This is a genomic window from Solemya pervernicosa gill symbiont (genome assembly GCF_002020875.1).
Classification (GTDB): domain Bacteria; phylum Pseudomonadota; class Gammaproteobacteria.
Genome location: NZ_MPRL01000032.1, coordinates 19,493 through 39,041 on the forward strand (window position 1 = coordinate 19,493; position 19,549 = coordinate 39,041).

Here is a 19,549-nt window from a genome sequence, read left to right on the forward strand (position 1 = left end):
CATAAAAGCATGACAATAATATTTATGCAGTATCTGTGAGGAGGATGGTAATGATAAAAACAATATTTCGTCTGTTTGTGGTTGGAATAATTGCGTTAGGCTTGGTTAATCCAGCGACTGCAGCAAAGAAGCCACGTTATAAACCCTATGTTCTGGCTTCTGTTTCTAGTGGTGATATGGCTGCCAAGGTCAATGAAGTACGTAACAAACTGAAGGGTGGCGGTTTTGATCTGGTTGGTGAGTATGTGCCATACGATAATGCCCACGTTTTTGTCATCACTAATAAGGCCATAATTAAAGCGGCATCAAAGGCGAAGGGTGGTGCCTATGCGGCTGGGCAACGTGTCTCTGTTACCAAAGATGGCGGCAAGATTCAGGTTGCCTTCTTCAATCCTACCTACATGGCATATGCCTACCGGATGTCAGATGACCTTCAAAATACCTATAAGCAGTTGGCAAAGCTGCTGGGTAAGAAAGAGGAGTTTGGCTCCAAGCGCGGTCTTAAGAAGAGAAAATTGAAGAAGTATCACTACACCTTTGGTATGGAGTATTTTGATGAACCCTACGAGCTTGTAAGCTATGGTTCACAAGCAGAGGCGGTACGTGCGGTTGAAGCGGGTCTTGCGGCCAAAAAGGCAGGTGTTGTAAAGATTGGTCGAATCGATATCGATGGCAGTGGCCAGACGTTATTTGCCGTTGGTTTGCAGGCGGGCACCGATAATTCCGATGCAGATGACAAGTCAATCATGGGTGTTATCGATTTTGGTAAGCTCAAGCATACTGCGATGCTTCCCTATGAGATTCTGGTCAAAGATGGTGATGTCTACGCACTGCATGGTCGTTTCCGTATTGCCATGGCGTTCCCGGATCTCAGCATGATGGGAGACAAGAGCTTTATGAATATCATGGCTTCACCGAATGCGATTGGCGCTGCTTTTGCCACAGTTAGTGGTGGTGATCCGAGTAAATATAAGAAATAGAAGTTGAGATCTATAAAAAGCCCTGTCATTTGACAGGGCTTTTTTTGTTTATGGCAGCATAAGGGGGTTTAATTATTAGGGGTCCGCCATTATATTAATTCTAACTAATGTTGCTGGGCATTTTGTTATTGCCGTAACTAATGAATTGAGGGTCGATAATGATTGTTATACGATTTGTAATGGTACTCTGTCTGTCTGCGTTTAGCTCTCTCCATGCTGCTACCGTTGATCTACAGCGAATCATGGTTGATAAGGTGCCGGTGGAGGATGTGAGGCTGCTAGATGGGCTCGTTGAGGCTGTGAATCGATCAACTGTCTCTTCCCAGGCAAGTGGACGAATCGAGTCGATCTATTTTGATATTGATGACTACGTTAAGCGTGGTGATGTTTTATTAAAAATTCGGGACACCACGCAACGTGCTGCAATGAATTCAGCTGAGGCCGTATTTCAAGAGACTCAGGCGCGTCTTGATGGGGCGCATAGTGAGTATGATCGGACAAAAGAGATCTATGCTAAGAAGCTGGTGGCCAAATCTAAGCTAGATCAGGCGGAAGCAGCGTTTAAATCGGCAACAGCTCGTAGGGGGGCTGCAAAAGCGGGTGTTGAGGAAGCACAAGAGGCATTAGCTCAAACTACGGTCAAGGCGCCCTATAGTGGAATTGTGACCGAGCGCCATGTTGAGATTGGTGAGATGGCATCAATTGGCACGCATCTGATGAGCGGTCTCTCCCTAGAGGCGTTACGAATAACGGTCGAGGTGCCACAGTCGCTGATGCCGACTGTTCGTTCGGGTGCCAAAATGCAGGGGGTCCTCCCAGATGGTCGTCTGCTAGAGTCGAAGCACGTAACACTCTTCCCAATTGCCAATAGTACGAGTCACGCATTCAAGATGCGTTTGGCCCTTCCTGAAGGTCAGCATGATCTCTATCCAGGCATGTTTATCAAGGTGTCAGTCTCCGTTGGCAGTAGTGAGAAGATTGTGATTCCACTAGAGAGTGTGGCCTATCGAAGTGAGGTTACGGGTGTCTATGTGGTTGATACCAATGGGCGAGTTTCTCTCCGACACATTCGACTTGGACAAAGGCAGTCGGAAGCCAGGGTCGAAGTGCTCTCTGGTCTGCGTTCAGGCGAGAGTATCGCGCTAGATCCAGTCCGTGCGGGTGTGGTGCTGAAGCAGCAGGGTAGGGATGGGAAATGAGTGAAAGACTCGGTATCTCTGGCTCTATAGCAAAAAAATTCCTGGTCTCCGAAATCACACCATTACTCGCGCTGGTGGGACTTCTACTGGGTATTTTTGCAGTGGCGATAACACCTCGTGAAGAGGAGCCTCAGATCAATGTCACCTTTGCCAATGTCTTTATTCCATACCCAGGTGCTACGGCTGCCGAGGTAGAGCACCTTGTCTCCGCCCCTGCCGAGCAGGTGCTTTCAGAAATTAAAGGTATCAAACATGTCTACTCGGTCTCACGTCCGGGCATGGCGGTGCTTACCATCCAGTTCAAGGTGGGCGAGGATCGTACCCAGGCGATTGTAAGGCTCTATAACAAGATCTACTCCAACAGTGACTGGTTACCCTCCAATCTTGGGGTTGGGCAACCGATCATTAAACCCAAGGGTATTGATGATGTCCCCATCGTTTCGCTAACCCTCTGGTCTGAGAGTGAACAGACAGGTGGAGCAGAGCTTCAGCAGGTGGCGCACGCCATTGAGGCTGAGTTGAAACGCGTTCCAGGGACGCGTGATATCTACACCGTTGGTGGCCCCGACCGAGTTGTCCATCTACAGCTCGATGTTCAGAAGCTGGCAGGCTACGGTGTGGTTGTTGAAGATCTACAGCAGGCACTGGTGAGTGGCAACCGCTCCCAGGCAGCTGGTGTGATGGTTTCCAGTAATGAAGAGATTGTTGTTCAGGCGGGAACCTTTCTCAGTAGTGCAGAAGAGATTGGTGCGTTGGTGGTTGCCATGCATGATGGTGCGCCGATCTACCTGAATGATGTTGCTGAGATCAGCTTTGGATCGGATCAACCTGAACGTTATGTCTGGTTTGGTACTGGACCCGCAGCCGATGAAAAGGGGATTGAGGCGCGTGGTGAGTTCCCCGCTGTAACTGTTGCGATTGCCAAACAACCCGGTAGCAATGCGGTCGATATTGCAGATCAGGTCATCGAACGCTTTGAGCAGTTGAAGGGGGTTTTTGTCCCTGAAGGTGTTAATGCAACAGTCACCCGAAACTATGGTGCCACTGCCGATGATAAGGCGCAGACGTTGATCGGAAAACTGATCTTTGCAACCGGTTTTGTTGTGTTGCTGGTGTTGGTAGCGCTCGGACGCAGAGAAGCATTTATTGTTGGAACCGCGGTAGTTATTACTCTCGCGATCACGCTCTTCGCCTCCTGGGCGTGGGGCTTTACCCTCAATAGAGTTTCACTGTTTGCACTGATCTTCTCCATCGGCATCCTGGTCGATGATGCCATCGTCGTGGTAGAGAATATTCATCGTCACATGCAGTTAGGGAAACGCAATCTGCTTGAGTCGATTCCTCTGGCGGTTGATGAGGTGGGTGGTCCAACTATTTTGGCGACCTTTACCGTCATCGCGGCGTTATTACCGATGGCGTTCGTCTCGGGATTGATGGGTCCCTATATGAGTCCGATTCCGATCAATGCCAGTATCGGCATGGTGATCTCACTTGCCGTCGCTTTCGTTGTCACCCCCTGGCTCTCAAATAAGGTGTTGGCTAATCACCATGTGGGTAATTCCGGCGATGAGAGTGATGCAGCTCTGCAGCGGTTCTTCCAGAGAGTAATGGGGCCTTTTCTTAATGCGGAGCAAGGGCGTAGTAAACGGCGCTTACTGACGTTGCTTATTGTGGTGGCCATTGCCGGGTCGGTGGGGCTGGCGGGTGTGAAGCTTGTGGTGTTGAAGATGCTGCCTTTTGATAACAAATCTGAGTTCCAGGTTGTGGTCGATATGCCGGAGGGTACGACAGTGGAGGAGACGGCGGCGGTACTCGGCGAGCTTGGGCGTCAAATCGCCACGGTCCCTGAAGTCAGTGACTATCAGGTATACGTCGGTACGGCCTCACCAATCGATTTCAATGGTTTGATCAGGCAGTACTATCTTCGCAGTGGCGCTAACGTTGGTGACATCCAGGTCAATCTGGTCGATAAGTCGAAGCGTGATCGAAAGAGTCATGCAATTGCACGTGGTGTGCGTGAAGCGCTACAAACAATCGGCCAACGTTATAGTGCCAATGTGAAGGTGGTCGAGGTTCCACCAGGACCACCAGTACAATCGCCACTGGTAGCAGAAGTCTACGGTCTCGATTACCAGGGACAGATTGCGGTGGCAAAGCAGGTGCGCGGCGTGATCGAGTCGACGGCAGATATTGTCGATGTGGATGATAGTGTTGAGACAGAGGCGCCGCGGTTGGTAGTTAGTGTCGATCGTCAAAAGGCCGCCCATTTGGGTGTGTCACAACAGGCGGTTTCTGATCTGCTTACCACAGCGCTCAGTGGCAGTGATGTAGGTTACCTACATGGCCCTCACGTAAAATACGCGATACCGATCCGCGTCGAGGCAACTGTGGCCGATAAGGCAGATATTGAAACGCTGCTCGGTCTAAAGGTCAGGCGTCAAAATGGTGAGATGCTACCGCTCTCTGAAATCGTCTCGGTGCAGCGTACTTCGCGTGAAAATGCGATCTACCATAAGGATCTGTTGCCGGTTGTGATGGTAACGGCCGATATGGCGGGTGATCTCGATAGCCCGCTCTACGGTATGTTCGATGCAATGGGTTCACTGGCTAAAGCTGAGCTTGACCAGGGAGGCCTTGAACAGTTTCTGATCAACCAGCCGGCCAACCCCTACGCTTACAGTATCAAGTGGGATGGCGAGTGGCAGGTGACCTACGAGACCTTCCGCGATATGGGTATCGCCTACTCAATTGGGTTGATCCTGATCTACCTTCTGGTGGTGGCCCAGTTCCGCTCCTATCTAGTGCCGCTGATCATCATGGCGCCAATTCCACTGACGATCATTGGTGTGATGCCAGGGCATGCGTTGTTAGGTGCTCAATTCACCGCCACCTCGATGATCGGCATGATTGCACTGGCGGGTATCATTGTTCGCAATTCGATCCTGCTGGTGGATTTTGTTAATGATCAGGTGGCTGGTGGTAGCTCACTGCAGCAGGCGGTGATCCTTGCTGCCAGTGTGCGTGCCAAACCGATCATTCTGACCGGGTTGGCTGCAATGCTGGGGGCGTTTTTTATCCTCGACGATCCCATTTTCAGTGGTCTGGCGATCTCTCTGATCTTCGGTATCTTTGTATCTACCTTGTTGACGTTGTTGGTTATTCCTGTGATGTACTACGCGTTGATGTATAAGCGTCTGGATCAGCAATAAATTTCTGTGATGGGGTATTAATATTTTTTGTGTTCCTATCAGTAATTGATTAAAATTGGCGCCCTGTTCGGAGAGGTGCTCCGGAAGATAGTCCCTCTATCCGGAGGGTTCTGAATGGAAACAAATACTTGGTGGTAATGCGGGTTTATGGCTGATCGTAGATTACAGGTCTTTCACACAGTGGCGCGGCTGCTCAGTTTTACTAAGGCGGCCGAAACGCTGCATATGACGCAGCCTGCGGTTACCTTCCAGGTTCGCCAGCTCGAAGAGCACTTCAATACCCGTCTTTTTGATCGTACCCACAACCGTATCAGTCTTACCGAGGCGGGTAAGCGGGTCTTTAAGTTTGCCGATAAGATCTTCGAGCACTACAACGAGATGGAGAATGCCGTCCGTGAGGTGACCGGTGAGGTCAGCGGCGCGTTAACGCTTGGTGCCAGTACCACCATTGCTGAATATATGCTTCCAGCGCTGCTCGGCAAGTTCAAAGAGAAGTACAACGACGTCAATATCCATCTCAAGGTGGCCAATAGTGAAGGCATCGTCTCGATGGTCGAGAACAATGTTATCGACCTGGGTGTGGTTGAGGCGCCGGTCTCGAATAAAAACCTGGTGGTCGAGGTGTGCCGAAACGATCAGCTGGTATTGGCAGTCTCCCCCAAACATCCGCTGGCGGAGGAGGAGAGCGTTACCATCGATCAAGTGATGGAGTACCCCTACATCTGTCGTGAAGAGGGTTCAGGCACCCGTGAAGTTATCGCTGATTTCATCAGCTCATCGGGTCGCCCTTCAAACTGCCTCAATATCTCGATGGAGCTTGGTAGTCCAGAGGCGGTTAAAGGGGCTATTGAAGCGGGTATGGGTATCTCGATTATCTCACTCTCTACCATGCTCAAGGAGCTTGAGCTGGGTACGCTGGTTGCGGTTCGACTTGAGCCGGCACTAGAGCGCCCCTTCTCATTTGTGCGTCAGAAACAGAAGTTCCGCCATCGTGCGATGGAGGAGCTGCTGGAGTTTGCTCGTGAATACTGCGAAGAGCATCGCAGCGATCCTGTTTGAACGCGGGCATAGATGGAATGGGTAAGAAAAAAGCAGAGAAACGCCTGAGCGAGATCGTTAAAGCACTGCCTGAAAACCATCTTGCCACACTGCTTGAATTTGCTGAGTACATGTTTCAACGCCACGGAGTTGAAGTTAAACCTGAGGTGGTGATGGAGCCGGTCTCGATTCCACGTCCAGAGGAGGAGAGCGTGATCGCAGCGATCAAGCGCCTCTCGGCAACCTACCCAATGGTCGATAAGGCAGAGATGCTCAATAAAACCTCATCACTAGTGATGCAGCATATGTTGCAGGGCCGAGATGCCGTTGAGGTGATCGATGAGATCGAACAGGTTTTTGAAGAGCACTACCAGCTACTTCTCAATGCAACAGAAGATGACGACTGATGCAGATCGTTAGCGACTGGTTTAAACGCTACCTCTCCGATCCGCAGGTCGTTATTTTGGCGATCCTGCTGATTGGCGGTTTCACTGTCATCCTCTTTTTTGGCAATATGCTGGCACCGGTGATTGCCAGTCTTGTAATCGCCTATCTGCTTGAGGGGGTAGTGCGCCAGCTGCAGCGTGTCGGTGTGCCGCGCTTTGCCGCAGTACTAGTTGTCTTTGTCGCCTTTCTGGCCTTCCTGCTATTTGTACTGTTTGGTCTGCTGCCACTGCTCTCCAGGCAGGTAACGCAGTTGATTCAGCAGCTACCAAACATGATTGCACAGGGACAGGAGCTGCTAATGCAGCTGCCGCAACGATATCCCAACATCGTCAGTGAGCAACAGGCGGTAGAAGTGGTCGATGCACTGCGGTCTGAGTTGGCAAGCTGGGGGCAGGGGATACTCTCTTATTCGATCGCCTCGGTGGTCGGTGTGATAACGCTGCTGGTCTATCTTGTCCTGATGCCGCTACTGGTCTTCTTCTTCCTCAAAGACAAGGTGCGCCTCTGCAGCTGGTTCCGTAGCTATATGCCCGATGACCTCGATCTTGCTGCACGTGTCTGGAGCGATGTCGATATCCAGATCGGTAACTATGTACGAGGCAAGTTCTTCGAGATCATGATCGTCTGGGTTGTTAGCTATGTGACCTTTACCTTTATGGGGCTGCAGTTCGCGATTCTGCTCGGAATGGTCGTCGGCCTATCGGTGATTATTCCCTACATCGGTGCAACGGTGGTGACGCTACCTGTCGCAGTCATTGCCTACTTCCAATGGGGTTACGGGGCTGACTTCGGTTATCTGCTACTCGCCTACGCTGTGATCCAGGCGCTTGATGGTAACGTGCTGGTGCCGCTGCTCTTCTCCGAGGTGGTCAATCTTCACCCAGTGGCGATTATCGTTGCGGTGCTGATCTTTGGTGGGTTGTGGGGTTTCTGGGGTGTCTTCTTTGCGATCCCGCTGGCAACCCTGGTGCAGGCGGTGCTGAGTGCCTGGCCCAGAGATGAGCACAAGCAGCCGGAACCGGCTGCTGCGATACCCGAATAATCTTGTTACAGCACCTCTGAAGCGAAATCGGCCAGCCGCGAGCGCTCGCCGCGCTGCAGAATGATATGGCCGCTATGCTCCCACTCCCTGAAGTGATCGACCACGTAGGTCAGGCCTGAACTGGTCTCGGTCAGGTAGGGGGTATCGATCTGAGCAATGTTACCCAAACAGACCACCTTGGTACCGGGACCGGCACGGGTGATCAAGGTCTTCATCTGTTTTGAGGTGAGGTTTTGTGCCTCATCAAGAATGATGTATTTGTTGAGGAAAGTACGACCACGCATAAAGTTGAGGGAGCGAATCTTGATGCGCTTGTTGAGCAGCTCCTGAGTCGCCGCTCGCTCCCATTCAGTGTTGTGTTCCGACTGGGTCAGTACCTCTAGGTTATCCATCAGCGCACCCATCCACGGGGTCATCTTCTCCTCCTCGGTGCCGGGCAGAAAACCGATATCCTCACCGACCGGTACAGTGACACGGGTCATGATGATCTCGGCGTAGCGATTATCGTCGAGTACCTGAGCCAGTCCGGCCGCCAGAGTCAGAAGAGTCTTACCGGTACCCGCCTGACCGAGTAGGGTGACGAAGTCGATCTCGGGGTCCATTAGAAGGTTAAGGGCATAGTTCTGCTCACGGTTGCGTGCACTGATGCTCCAGACACTCTTCTTCTCACTGCGAAAGTCGTGCACTGTTTCGATGATGGCATGATCATCCTCAACACGACTTACTATCGCCTCGAAATGGTCTTCGCTGCTGGAATAGAGGAACTGATTGGCGTACCAGTCTGCGGTAGCTGGGCCGCTAATGCGGTAGAAGGTGCGCCCCTCTTCCTGCCACGACTCCATATCCTTGCTGTGGGTCTCCCAGAAGTCTTCGGCCAGTTCTTCGAAACCGCTGTAGAGCAGATTGACGTCGTCGAGTACCTGGTCGTTACGGTAGTCCTCGGCGTGAATACCAAGCACTGCCGCCTTGATGCGCATATTGGTATCTTTCGATACCAGCGTTACCTTGTGGTGCTGTCCCATCGCCAGGGCGGTATGCAGAATGCCGTTATCGGGTTTGTTGCCGGGAAGTGATTCGGGTAGATCGGCCTCCAGTGTTTTGGTCTGAAAGAAGAGGCGACCAGTGGGGGCGGTCTTTCCGCTGGCGAAATTGCTGGCACTGAGTGATAACCCCTCATTGATGTCGCAGTCGCCACTACAGCTCATCAACTCATCCATAAAACGACTCGTCTGGCGGGCGTTGCGTGCTACCTCCGAGTGGCCCTTTTTATTGTTGTCGAGCTCCTCAAGAACAAGCATCGGCAGGTAGATATCGTGTTCCTGGAAACGGAACAGCGCGGCGGGGTCGTGCATCAGAACATTGGTGTCGAGAATATAGAGCTGCTTTCCATCAACTACCGTATCGTTATTCAAACCAGTTCCACCCTGTTGTGAGTTTTGTTAAAGCGCTTTTACTGCCTCCAGCACCTCTTCGACGTGGCCAGCTACCTTCACCTTGCGCCACTCCTGCTTGAGTACACCCTTGTCGTTGATCAAAAAAGTGCTGCGCTCAATACCCATCACCTTTTTGCCATACATATTTTTCTCCTTGATCACGTCAAAGAGGTTACATAGCGTCTCTTCTTTGTCTGAGAGCAGCTCGAAGGGGAACGACTGCTTTGCCTTAAAGTTCTCGTGCGCCTTCACTCCATCACGTGAGACGCCGAGGATTACTGTGTTCAGCGCAGTGAACTGATCGTGCAGATCACGAAATGCCTGACCCTCCTTGGTACAGCCGGGGGTACTGTCTTTGGGATAGAAGTAGAGTACGACAACCTTACCCTTGAGTCCGGAGAGTGAGATCTCCTGATCACCGGTCGCAGGGAGTTTAAATGCGGGTACCTTTTTTCCAATAGTTGCACTGCTCATGCAGACTCCAGTATCGATTGTTATCTGTAGTTATAGACTTATATCTTCAGCGGTTCGATGACCGCGTCCAGATTCTGCCCTTCGCAGAACTCCAGGAATTGATCGCGCAGGGTGGCGATGTGCGTCTCCACCGGTACGTTGACGGTCATATGTAGTGAGAACATCGGAGTGCCGGTGTGCGCTGCTGCGTAGCTGGAGGTGTTGAGTTCCTGGATGTTGATGCTGCGGGCAGAGAAGAAATTGGCCAGATGGTGGACGATACCGGGTTGATCGATGGAGATAACCTCGACCATATAGGAGAGTGAAGGTGAGCTATTGCCCTGATGGTCGGTCCGTTTCTGGGTGATGGTCAGTTCCAGCTCTTGCCCTAGTTTGGGTAGCTGCTGCTCGACCTTGGAGATAGTGTTCCAGTTGCCGCTGATGAGTAAGATGATGGCAAATTCACCGCCAAGTACCGTCATACGGCTGTCAGCGACGTTGCATCCATTTTCCAGTACGGCTTGAGAGAGTCTGTCGACGATGCCTGGGCGGTCTGCGCCCAGTGCTGAGATAACCAGATGGTCCATAGGCTTGGTAGGGCTCCGATTGGTCAAGTTGTTCGGCAGTGTACCGCGATCAAAGAGAGCTGCACAGAGCCCTTTTTACTCCCGTTAACGACGCCTCTGGCAGCTTGTCATCGGCACCGTCCACAAGTACCATGCGGGATTGTTTTGTGTGGAGAGCCTCCATGTTCCACGGCAGTATGGTCGCGCTGGTGACCCCGATGCAGCACGACGGCAGTCTCGATTACGAGGCACTTGATCGGCTGATTGAATTCCATATTGAGCAGGGCACAGATGCCATCGTAACGGTGGGCACGACCGGTGAGTCGGCCACGCTGGATGAGCGTGAGCACTGTGAAGTCATTCGTCACGTGGTTGAGCGGGTTAAGGGGCGTATTCCGGTGATCGCCGGTACCGGTGCCAACTCGACCCGTGAGGCGATCGAGCTGACCCGCTGTGCGATGCAGGCCGGAGCCGACGCCTGTCTGTTGGTGACCCCCTACTACAATAAACCGACCCAGGAGGGGCTCTACCTCCACCACAAGGCGGTTGCTGAGGCGGTACCTGTTCCACAGATTCTCTATAACGTGCCGGGCCGAACTGCCTGTGACATGCTGCCTGAGACGGTCGAACGCCTCTCTCACATCCCCAACATCGTCGGCATGAAAGAGGCGACCGGTGATCTGGATCGCCTGGCTGAACTGTTAGAGCGGTGTGGCGATCGGCTCGATTTCTACAGCGGTGATGATCCCACCGGCATGGAATTCATGTTGCGGGGTGGTAAGGGTGTGATCTCAGTGACCAACAATGTTGCGCCTAAGCTGATGCACGAGATGTGCGTTGCGGCCCTGGCAGGGAACAAAGAGGCCGCCGCCGAGGTCAATAACAAACTGGACGGCCTGCATAACAAGCTCTTCCTTGAGGCAAATCCGATCCCGGTTAAGTGGGCGGTGAGCCAGATGGGTTTGATACCGGATGGAATCCGACTGCCGCTGACCCCGTTTGATGCGCAGTACCACGAAGAGCTACGTGCAGCGATGGCACAGGCCGAAGTTAACTAGTTAGAAATACAACAAGTAGAACCATTAATGAATATTGCACGTTATCGTTTCGACACCAAGACCATTTCTCTCCTGATGCTTGCCGCTCTGCTCCCTGCATGCGGCACGGTTGACAAGGTTCTGCCCGATCGCTCGGCCGACTATAAAAAGAGCGATTCAATCCCAGAGCTGGAGGTACCACCCGATCTGACCAAGTCGAATATCGATGACATGATGGTGGTGCCCGAGATCAATCCAGAGCCAACTGCAACCTACTCCGACTATAGCGGTGAGCGTGCTGTTGGTAGCCCCGCCGTGCGTCAGGCTGTTCTACCGGACCAGAGCAACATGCGTATTGAGCGTGATGGTGACAAACGTTGGCTGGTAGTTAGCGGTGAAGCGGAGCTGGTGTGGGAGAAGGCCCGTGAATTTTGGATGGAGAGTGGTTTCCTGATAAAACGTGAAGATCCGGCCATCGGCGTTATGGAGACCGACTGGGCGGAGAACCGAGCCGATATCCCCGATGGCCCGATCCGTTCGGTCATTGGTAAGGTGTTTGATGGCGGATACTCGTCTGCAACCCGTGATAAATTCCGCGTTCGTCTTGAGCGTGGTATGCGTCCTAACACCACCGAGCTCTATTTGACTCATCGTGGTGTTGAAGAGACAGCCAAGGGTGATCAATTCGTTTGGCAGCCGCGTCCGGCCGATCCTGAGCTGGAGGCGGAGATGTTACGTCGCCTGATGGTTCACTTCGGTGTCGAGGAGCAGCAGGCCCGTAAGCAGATAGGAAGCGCGGCGGCGGATCGCGCAGCTCGCGCAGAGCTGGTTGAAGAGCAGAATGGTGTTGCGGTACTCAGACTGAAGGATGAGTTCTCACGGGCATGGCGCACCACCGGTGTCGCGCTGGACCGTGTCGGTTTCACCGTCGAGGATCGAAATCGCGCTGATGGTATCTACTTCGTACGTTATAACGATCCACTGCGTGAGCAGAAGGAGAAGGGCTGGTTCTCTGGACTCACCTTCTGGCGTGATGATGAGCTGCATGAGGGGCGTTATCAGATCTCACTCAAGGGTGAGGGCGATGAGACCCGTGTGACAGTAGAGAATGAGCAGGGCGAGTCAGAGGTTTCGAAGACCGCGCTACGTATTCTGACACTGCTCGAGAAGCAGCTACGCTAAGTCGCTGTTCCCACATAATAACTATTCGTTAGCCTCGATTCTTGTAGGAGTATCCGTAGCGTGAGTAAGCGCAAAATGGACAGCCGTGAGCTGGGACTGGTGCTGGGCCAGCAGCTGCTGGGTGTCGATGACCTCCACTATGGTCTCTGGGAAGATGATATCGAGCGAAAGCTTGCCAATCTTCCGATTGCTCAGCAGCGTTATACCGAGATGTTGGCCGCTACACTGCCTGCGGTTGCTGAGGGTGTCAGGCTGCTTGATGTCGGCTGCGGTACAGGTCATATCCTCGAGCAGTTACTCGAACGTGGTTACAGCGTCGATGCTGTCAGTCCGGCCCCCGAGCTGAGTCGCCAGGTGGGGGAGCGTCTAGAGCGTTTCCCCGACAACGACACCCGTCTCTTCCAGTGCCGATTTGAGGATCTGCCCGTGGAGGAGGTTGCAGGGCAGTACGATGCGATCTTTTTCAGTGAGAGTTTTCAATACATCGACACCGAAACAGCACTAACCCACGCGCAGCAGCTGCTCAAACCGGGTGGTTCGATCACTATTTGTGACTTCTTCAAGACCGACAAGAGTGGTGACGGTGGTCCTGCCGATCAGATCATTGGGGGAGGGCATCGACTGGAGCGTTTCTATCTACAGGTTGAAGCGGCGCCCTTTGAGACTGAGCGTGACGAGGATATTACCTCGCTAGTCAGCCCCAATATGGATGTGCTTAACGACTTTTTGATGAATACCATCAAACCAGCCGGTCTGACCCTGGGTGAGTATCTGCAGGGGCGTTACCCCAAGACCGGCTGGCTGGCAAAACGATTGATGGGCAAAAAGTTCGCCAAACTGGGACGTAAATACTTCTCTGGTAAGCGCACTGGCGAGACCTTCGAGCGCTACAAGAACTACCGTCTACTGGTGTTGCGTCTGCAGAGCAGCTAGGCCCGCACTCCGCTGGTCGGGCAGCGGAACTTAACGTATCATTCTTCCCCTTTCTCAACGCCTTTTTTTACTCGGGAAAGTGACATGCTTCAGTTCCGTGGCTCGCCAGCCCTCTCCGACTTCAGAATAACCAAGATTCTTCAGCAACTGCAGGAGAGTGCACCCGCCGTCACCCAGCTCTACGCTGAGTACATCCACTTTGCCGAGGTCGAACAGGCACTCGATGAGGCGGCGATGGCCACCCTGGAACGGGTGCTCACCTATGGACCGGATCATCCCGAGTCGGCTCCCGATGGGCAGTTACTTCTGGTCGTGCCGCGTCCCGGTACTATCTCTCCCTGGTCGACCAAGGCGACCGATATCGCTCACAATTGCGGTCTGGCGCAGGTTCAACGCCTCGAGCGCGGTATTGCCTACTACCCGAGCAAGGCTGATGGCACTCCATTGAGCGAGTCGGAGCAGACCGCCGTTGCGGCAGTCATCCATGATCGTATGACCGAGAGTGTCTTTACTGCCATGCAGGAGGCCGATGGACTCTTTATCCACGCCGAGCCGCAGCCATTGATGAGCGTTGATCTGCTCGGTGGTGGGCGTGAGGCGTTGGTGATTGCCAATGGTGAGTTGGGATTGGCGCTGGCCGATGATGAAATCGACTACCTGGTCGATAACTTTATCGCCATGGGGCGCAATCCCTCTGATGTCGAATTGATGATGTTTGCTCAGGCCAACTCGGAGCACTGTCGTCACAAGATCTTCAATGCCGACTGGATTATCGATGGAGAGACGCAGACCCAGTCGCTCTTTGGCATGATCCGCAACACCTATAACAACAGCCCTGAAGGCGTGCTCTCCGCCTACAAGGATAACTCCTCGGTCATTGAAGGCTCCACTGCTGGGCGTTTCCACCCCCAGTCTGGCTCATCGCTCTACAGTTATCACGAAGCACCGATCCATATTCTGATGAAGGTGGAGACCCATAACCACCCAACCGCGATTTCACCTCACCCAGGTGCGGCAACCGGTTCCGGTGGTGAGATTCGTGACGAGGGTGCCACCGGTCGTGGTTCCAAGCCGAAGGCGGGTCTGGCCGGCTTCTCGGTTTCCAATCTGCGTCTTCCAGGTGCTGAACAGCCGTGGGAGAGCGACTACGGCAAGCCCGACCGGATCGTATCGGCGCTCGATATTATGCTCGAAGGCCCGATCGGTGCCGCTTCATTCAACAACGAGTTTGGTCGCCCAGCCATCAACGGTTACTTCCGAACCTTTGAGGAGCTAGTGCCGGGACCGGCGGGTGAAGAGGTGCGTGGTTACCACAAGCCGATCATGCTGGCGGGTGGTCTCGGTAACATCCGTGCCGACCACGTCGAAAAGGATAATATCCCACCCGGTTCGCAGCTGATTGTACTTGGCGGGCCGGCGATGCTGATCGGTCTCGGTGGTGGTGCCGCCTCTAGTATGGCCTCTGGCCAGAGCAGCGAAGATCTCGATTTCGCCTCGGTACAGCGTAGCAATCCCGAGATGGAACGCCGCTGTCAGGAGGTGATTGATCGCTGCTGGCAGCTGGGTGAGGACAACCCTGTGGTCTCGATTCACGATGTCGGTGCTGGCGGTCTCTCCAATGCAATGCCGGAGCTGGTCGACGATTCAGGACGTGGTGCACGCTTTGAGCTGCGCACTATTCCCAATGATGATCCCGGCATGTCGCCGAAGGAGATCTGGAGTAATGAGGCACAGGAACGTTATGTGCTTGCCATTGCTCCCGAATCGCTCGATCTCTTCACCGAGCTGTGTGAGCGCGAACGTTGCCCCTTTGCCGTAATCGGAGAGGCGACCGAGGATCGTCAGCTGATTCTCGGTGATGCTCATTTCGATAACACACCGATCGATATGCCGCTTGAGGTGCTACTGGGCAAGCCGCCCAAGATGCTGCGCGATGTACACCACCGGCCGTTCCATAAACGCGATTTAGAGACGGCTAAGGTCGATCCTAAAGATGCCGCCTATCGACTGATGCGCCTGCCAACCATCGCAGACAAGCGCTTCCTGATTACCATTGGCGACCGTACCGTGACCGGTATGGTCGCGCGTGACCAGATGGTTGGTCCGTGGCAGGAGCCGGTCGCTGACTGCGGTGTGACCACCGCCAGTTTCGATACCTATGCGGGAGAGGCGATGGCGCTGGGTGAGCGCACACCGGTGGCGCTGGTTGACCACGCCGCCTCGGCACGGATGGCGGTAGCAGAGTCGTTGACCAATATTGCCGCAGCACCGATAAAAAATATTTCAGATATCAAACTCTCTGCCAACTGGATGGCACCCGCTGGTCACGAGGGTGAGGATGCGGGACTGTTTGATGCGGTCAAGGCGGTCGGTATGGAGCTCTGTCCAGCGCTGGGTATTGCGATCCCGGTTGGTAAGGACTCGATGTCGATGAAGAGTGTCTGGGAGCAGGATGGGGAGTCGCGCTCGGTGACTGCACCGCTGTCGCTGATCGTCACCGCCTTTGCACCTGTTACCGATACACGCCGCACCCTGACACCAGCGCTCTCAACCGAGCATGGCGATAGCGATCTGATCGCGATCGATCTGGGTAAGGGGCGTAACCGTCTTGGTGGCTCCTGTCTGGCACAGGTCTACAAGCAGACCGGTCACCACGCACCTGATGTTGATGATGCTGCCAGCTTTATGGCGTTTTTCGAGGTAGTCCAACAGCTCAATGAGAAGGGGTTGTTGCTTGCTTATCACGACCGTTCTGATGGTGGACTGTTTGTCACCCTGACTGAGATGGCCTTTGCCGCACGCAGTGGTCTCAATGTACAGCTCAATGCACTTGGTGACGATCCGATCGCTGCGCTCTTTAGTGAGGAGCTCGGTGCGGTGATTCAGGTGCGCCACAACGATACCGATGATGTGCTGGCGTGGCTGCACGATGCCGGACTCGGCAAACACAGCGCGGTGGTCGGTGAGTTAAATGACGATGATCGCATTCGCATCAACTACAACCACGACTCAATGATTGATGAGGCACGTGTAGATCTACAGCGCGCCTGGGCCGAGACCAGTTTCCGCATGCAGAGCCTACGAGATAATCCTGAGTGTGCGCAGGAGGAGTTCGACCGTCTGCTTGATCTCGAAGATCCGGGTCTGCATGCCGATCTGAGTTATGACCTCAATGAGGATGTTGCAGCACCCTTTATTGCATCAGGCGTACGTCCGCGCATGGCTGTGTTGCGTGAGCAGGGTGTTAATGGCCAGATCGAGATGGCAGCTGCCTTCGATCGGGCCGGTTTCGACAGTGTCGATGTGCATATGAGCGATGTGATCGCCGGGCGTGTTTCGCTCGACGATTTCAAGGGGCTGGTCGCCTGTGGCGGCTTCTCCTACGGTGATGTGCTCGGTGCCGGTGGTGGTTGGGCCAAATCGGTGCTGCTAAACGTTCGTGCTCGCGACCAGTTCGAGGCGTTTTTCAAACGCGATGACAGCTTCGGGCTTGGCGTTTGTAACGGCTGCCAGATGATGTCCAATCTACATGAGCTGATTCCCGGCACTGCTCACTGGCCACGTTTTGAACGCAATAACTCAGAACAGTTCGAGGCGCGTTTCTCAATGGTGGAAGTGGTTAAGTCGCCCTCGGTTCTGCTGCAGGGGATGGAGGGGTCACGGATGCCGATCGCCATCGCTCACGGCGAGGGGCGGGCAGAGTTCCGTGATGGTCATAATCCGCAGGATGCACTGCGTAATCACAGTGTGGCGCTACGCTATGTCGATAACTACGGCAATCCGACTGAGATCTATCCGGCCAATCCGAATGGTTCACCGCTTGGCATTACAGGACTGACCTCCGACGATGGACGCTTCACTATCATGATGCCCCATCCCGAGCGTCTGTTCCGTGCAGTCCAGCACTCCTGGCACCCTGAGGATTGGGATGAGGATGGTAGCTGGATGCGTATGTTCAGAAATGCGCGGGTCTGGGTGGGCTAGTGCGCTAGCGTTAAATGTTAGAGGCATAAAAAAAGCGGGCTTAATGCCCGCTTTTTTTATGATGCGTGTGCCTGGTGCTAGTGCACCGGTTTTTTATACTTGATCCGGTGTGGTTGAACCGCCGCTTCACCAAGACGACGTTTGCGGTCCTCTTCGTAGTCGGCGTAGTTGCCCTCAAACCACTCAGCGTGTGAGTCGCCTTCGAAGGCGAGGATATGGGTGGCGATGCGGTCGAGGAACCAGCGGTCATGTGATATGACTACCGCACAGCCGGGGAATTCAAGGATCGCCTCTTCGAGTGCTCGCAGGGTCTCGACATCAAGGTCGTTAGTCGGCTCATCGAGCAACAGAACGTTACCGCCCGACTGTACCAGCTTGGCCAGGTGGAGCCGGTTGCGCTCACCACCTGATAGATCCTTAACCAGTTTCTGCTGGTCGGCACCCTTAAAATTAAAGCGCGAGCAGTAGGCTCGTGACTGTGTCTGGTAGTTGCCGATGGTGATGATGTCCTGCTCGTCGGAGAGCTCCTGCCAGACCGTTTTCTCACCACTAAGATCATCACGGCTCTGGTCGACGTAGGCGAGCTGTACTGTGTCGCCCATCTGCAGATCACCACTATCGGGCTGCTCTTCACCCACCAGCATTTTGAACAGGGTCGATTTACCGGCGCCATTGGGGCCGATTACACCGACAATGCCACCGCGTGGCAGGTTGAAGCTGAGATTGTCGATCAGAAGACGATCGCCGAAGCTCTTAGAGAGTCCCTTAGCCTCAATAACCAGGTCGCCTAGGCGCGGGCCGGGTGGAATGTAGAGTTCGTTGGTCTCGTTGCGTTTCTGGTAGTCACTGGAGGAGAGCTCTTCGAAACGTGACATACGTGCCTTTGATTTCGCCTGACGCCCCTTGGGATTAGAGCGCACCCAGTCGAGCTCATCCTTCATCGACTTGATGCGAGCCTGCTCCTGTTTCTGCTCCTGCTCCAGGCGTGCCTCCTTCTGTTCCAGCCAACTCGAGTAGTTGCCCTCCCAGGGAATGCCGTGGCCACGGTCGAGTTCGAGAATCCAGCCCGCGACATTGTCGAGGAAGTAACGATCATGGGTAACGGCCACCACGGTGCCGGGGTAGTCGTGCAGGAAGCGCTCCAGCCAGGCGATCGATTCGGCATCAAGGTGGTTGGTCGGCTCATCGAGCAGCAGCATGTCGGGACCGGATAGGATCAAGCGGCAGAGCGCTACACGTCGCCGCTCACCACCGGAGAGCTTGGTGACGTCGGCATCCCACGGTGGCAGACGCAGCGCATCGGCGGCAATTTCCAGCTGACGTTCGAGATTGTGGCCATCGGTTGCCTGGATGATGTTCTCTAGCTCGGCCTGCTCTTTGGCGAGTGCATCGAAATCGGCATCGGGCTCGGCGTAGGCGGCGTAGACGGCATCGAGACGAGTCAATGCCTCCTTGATGTGACCCAGCGCCTCTTCAACGTTACCGCGGACATCTTTGTCGGGATCGAGCTGAGGTTCCTGTGGTAGGTAGCCGACCTTGGTGCCGGGTTGTGGGCGCGCCTCACCGTTAAAATCCTGATCCACGCCTGCCATGATGCGTAACACCGTCGACTTACCCGCCCCGTTGAGGCCGAGTACGCCGATTTTGGCGCCAGGGAAGAAGGAGAGGGAGATGTCGCGAATGATCTCGCGCTTGGGTGGAACCACCTTGCTGACGCGGTTCATGGTGTAGATATACTGGGCCATAGTACTCAATTGTCTGGTGATGAAAGGGGCAATTATATACGGCTTTTGAGGCTATGGGCGGTGAACTCAGCTTGATTCTGCAGGGTATCGGAGGTAAAAGCTTAACTAAGGAATAGCTATGCGGCGTGTTCGGGTATTTTTGAGTGCCGTTTTGAATGGCTGGAACAAGGTGTAAAGCGAGTGAAACTTGGCTATGCACCAGCGCTGACCGCCATGGATAGCGAAGCGAAGGCGGTTAGTCCGCGATAGTCGACGCCGTCCGCATATTCGTAGTTGAGAGCGCGAGCGAACGACGAAGAAG

At 54.0% G+C, this 19,549-nt stretch carries 14 protein-coding genes; 10 read left to right on the forward strand and 4 right to left on the reverse strand.

Annotated features, from left to right (window positions below):
• The first annotated feature begins 50 nt into the window (after positions 1-50).
• From BOW52_RS08905 to BOW52_RS08930, 6 genes are all read left to right on the forward strand, one after another.
• The gene (locus tag BOW52_RS08905; RefSeq protein ID WP_135622205.1) at positions 51-980 is read left to right on the forward strand and encodes a hypothetical protein; all 930 of its coding nucleotides are present in this window, start codon (positions 51-53) and stop codon (positions 978-980) included.
• Positions 981-1,138: 158 nt separating this feature from the next.
• Positions 1,139-2,179 carry an efflux RND transporter periplasmic adaptor subunit gene (locus tag BOW52_RS08910; RefSeq protein WP_078483730.1) on the forward strand — a complete coding sequence of 347 codons (1,041 nt, stop codon included), beginning with the start codon at positions 1,139-1,141 and terminating at the stop codon, positions 2,177-2,179.
• On the forward strand, positions 2,176-5,388 hold the full coding sequence (locus BOW52_RS08915) for an efflux RND transporter permease subunit (RefSeq protein WP_078483731.1): 3,213 nt from the start codon (positions 2,176-2,178) through the stop codon (positions 5,386-5,388). The genes BOW52_RS08910 and BOW52_RS08915 overlap by 4 nt, the downstream gene beginning before the upstream one ends.
• A gap of 147 nt (positions 5,389-5,535) precedes the next feature.
• Entirely contained in the window at positions 5,536-6,447 is a 912-nt protein-coding gene (locus BOW52_RS08920; protein WP_078483732.1) for a LysR family transcriptional regulator, read from the forward strand.
• A 17-nt stretch (positions 6,448-6,464) separates the two neighbouring features.
• Complete coding sequence (locus BOW52_RS17205) at positions 6,465-6,833, forward strand: hypothetical protein (RefSeq protein WP_078483733.1); 369 nt, start codon at positions 6,465-6,467, stop codon at positions 6,831-6,833.
• On the forward strand, positions 6,833-7,915 hold the full coding sequence (locus BOW52_RS08930; protein ID WP_078483734.1) for an AI-2E family transporter: 1,083 nt from the start codon (positions 6,833-6,835) through the stop codon (positions 7,913-7,915). The genes BOW52_RS17205 and BOW52_RS08930 overlap by 1 nt, the downstream gene beginning before the upstream one ends.
• 5 nt (positions 7,916-7,920) lie before the next feature.
• Here BOW52_RS08930 and BOW52_RS08935 read toward each other — a convergent pair whose 3' ends face one another.
• From BOW52_RS08935 to BOW52_RS08945, 3 genes are read right to left on the reverse strand one after another with little or no spacing between them, the layout of a single operon-like run.
• Positions 7,921-9,327 (reverse strand): PhoH family protein, encoded by a 1,407-nt coding sequence (locus tag BOW52_RS08935; RefSeq protein ID WP_078483735.1) that lies wholly within the window; start codon positions 9,325-9,327, stop codon positions 7,921-7,923.
• Positions 9,328-9,354: 27 nt separating this feature from the next.
• A complete protein-coding gene (locus BOW52_RS08940; protein ID WP_078483736.1) occupies positions 9,355-9,822 on the reverse strand; it encodes a peroxiredoxin in 468 nt (155 codons plus the stop codon).
• Between the two features lie 38 nt (positions 9,823-9,860).
• Complete coding sequence (locus BOW52_RS08945; RefSeq protein WP_078483737.1) at positions 9,861-10,388, reverse strand: glycine cleavage system protein R; 528 nt, start codon at positions 10,386-10,388, stop codon at positions 9,861-9,863.
• A gap of 161 nt (positions 10,389-10,549) precedes the next feature.
• Between BOW52_RS08945 and dapA the strand changes: the two genes are divergently transcribed.
• From dapA to purL, 4 genes are all read left to right on the forward strand, one after another.
• The gene (dapA, locus tag BOW52_RS08950) at positions 10,550-11,425 is read left to right on the forward strand and encodes a 4-hydroxy-tetrahydrodipicolinate synthase (RefSeq protein ID WP_078483738.1); all 876 of its coding nucleotides are present in this window, start codon (positions 10,550-10,552) and stop codon (positions 11,423-11,425) included.
• A gap of 27 nt (positions 11,426-11,452) precedes the next feature.
• Complete coding sequence (gene bamC / locus BOW52_RS08955; RefSeq protein WP_078483739.1) at positions 11,453-12,586, forward strand: outer membrane protein assembly factor BamC; 1,134 nt, start codon at positions 11,453-11,455, stop codon at positions 12,584-12,586.
• Positions 12,587-12,646: 60 nt separating this feature from the next.
• Positions 12,647-13,519: a class I SAM-dependent methyltransferase gene (locus BOW52_RS08960; protein WP_135622207.1), complete on the forward strand. Its 873-nt coding sequence runs from the start codon at positions 12,647-12,649 to the stop codon at positions 13,517-13,519.
• An 84-nt stretch (positions 13,520-13,603) separates the two neighbouring features.
• Complete coding sequence (gene purL, locus BOW52_RS08965) at positions 13,604-17,503, forward strand: phosphoribosylformylglycinamidine synthase (RefSeq protein WP_078483741.1); 3,900 nt, start codon at positions 13,604-13,606, stop codon at positions 17,501-17,503.
• Positions 17,504-17,580: 77 nt separating this feature from the next.
• Here purL and ettA read toward each other — a convergent pair whose 3' ends face one another.
• Entirely contained in the window at positions 17,581-19,248 is a 1,668-nt protein-coding gene (ettA, locus tag BOW52_RS08970; protein WP_078483742.1) for an energy-dependent translational throttle protein EttA, read from the reverse strand.
• Positions 19,249-19,549: the final 301 nt, after the last annotated feature.

Coding starts and splice junctions, on each gene's coding strand:
- BOW52_RS08915 (WP_078483731.1), top strand. CDS start 2,176: ATGAGTGAAAGACTCGGTATCTCTGGCTCTATAGCAAAAAAATTCCTG.
- BOW52_RS08945 (WP_078483737.1), bottom strand. CDS start 10,388: ATGGACCATCTGGTTATCTCAGCACTGGGCGCAGACCGCCCAGGCATC.
- BOW52_RS08930 (WP_078483734.1), top strand. CDS start 6,833: ATGCAGATCGTTAGCGACTGGTTTAAACGCTACCTCTCCGATCCGCAG.
- bamC (WP_078483739.1), top strand. CDS start 11,453: ATGAATATTGCACGTTATCGTTTCGACACCAAGACCATTTCTCTCCTG.
- ettA (WP_078483742.1), bottom strand. CDS start 19,248: ATGGCCCAGTATATCTACACCATGAACCGCGTCAGCAAGGTGGTTCCA.
- dapA (WP_078483738.1), top strand. CDS start 10,550: ATGTTCCACGGCAGTATGGTCGCGCTGGTGACCCCGATGCAGCACGAC.
- purL (WP_078483741.1), top strand. CDS start 13,604: ATGCTTCAGTTCCGTGGCTCGCCAGCCCTCTCCGACTTCAGAATAACC.
- BOW52_RS08920 (WP_078483732.1), top strand. CDS start 5,536: ATGGCTGATCGTAGATTACAGGTCTTTCACACAGTGGCGCGGCTGCTC.
- BOW52_RS08910 (WP_078483730.1), top strand. CDS start 1,139: ATGATTGTTATACGATTTGTAATGGTACTCTGTCTGTCTGCGTTTAGC.
- BOW52_RS17205 (WP_078483733.1), top strand. CDS start 6,465: ATGGGTAAGAAAAAAGCAGAGAAACGCCTGAGCGAGATCGTTAAAGCA.
- BOW52_RS08905 (WP_135622205.1), top strand. CDS start 51: ATGATAAAAACAATATTTCGTCTGTTTGTGGTTGGAATAATTGCGTTA.
- BOW52_RS08940 (WP_078483736.1), bottom strand. CDS start 9,822: ATGAGCAGTGCAACTATTGGAAAAAAGGTACCCGCATTTAAACTCCCT.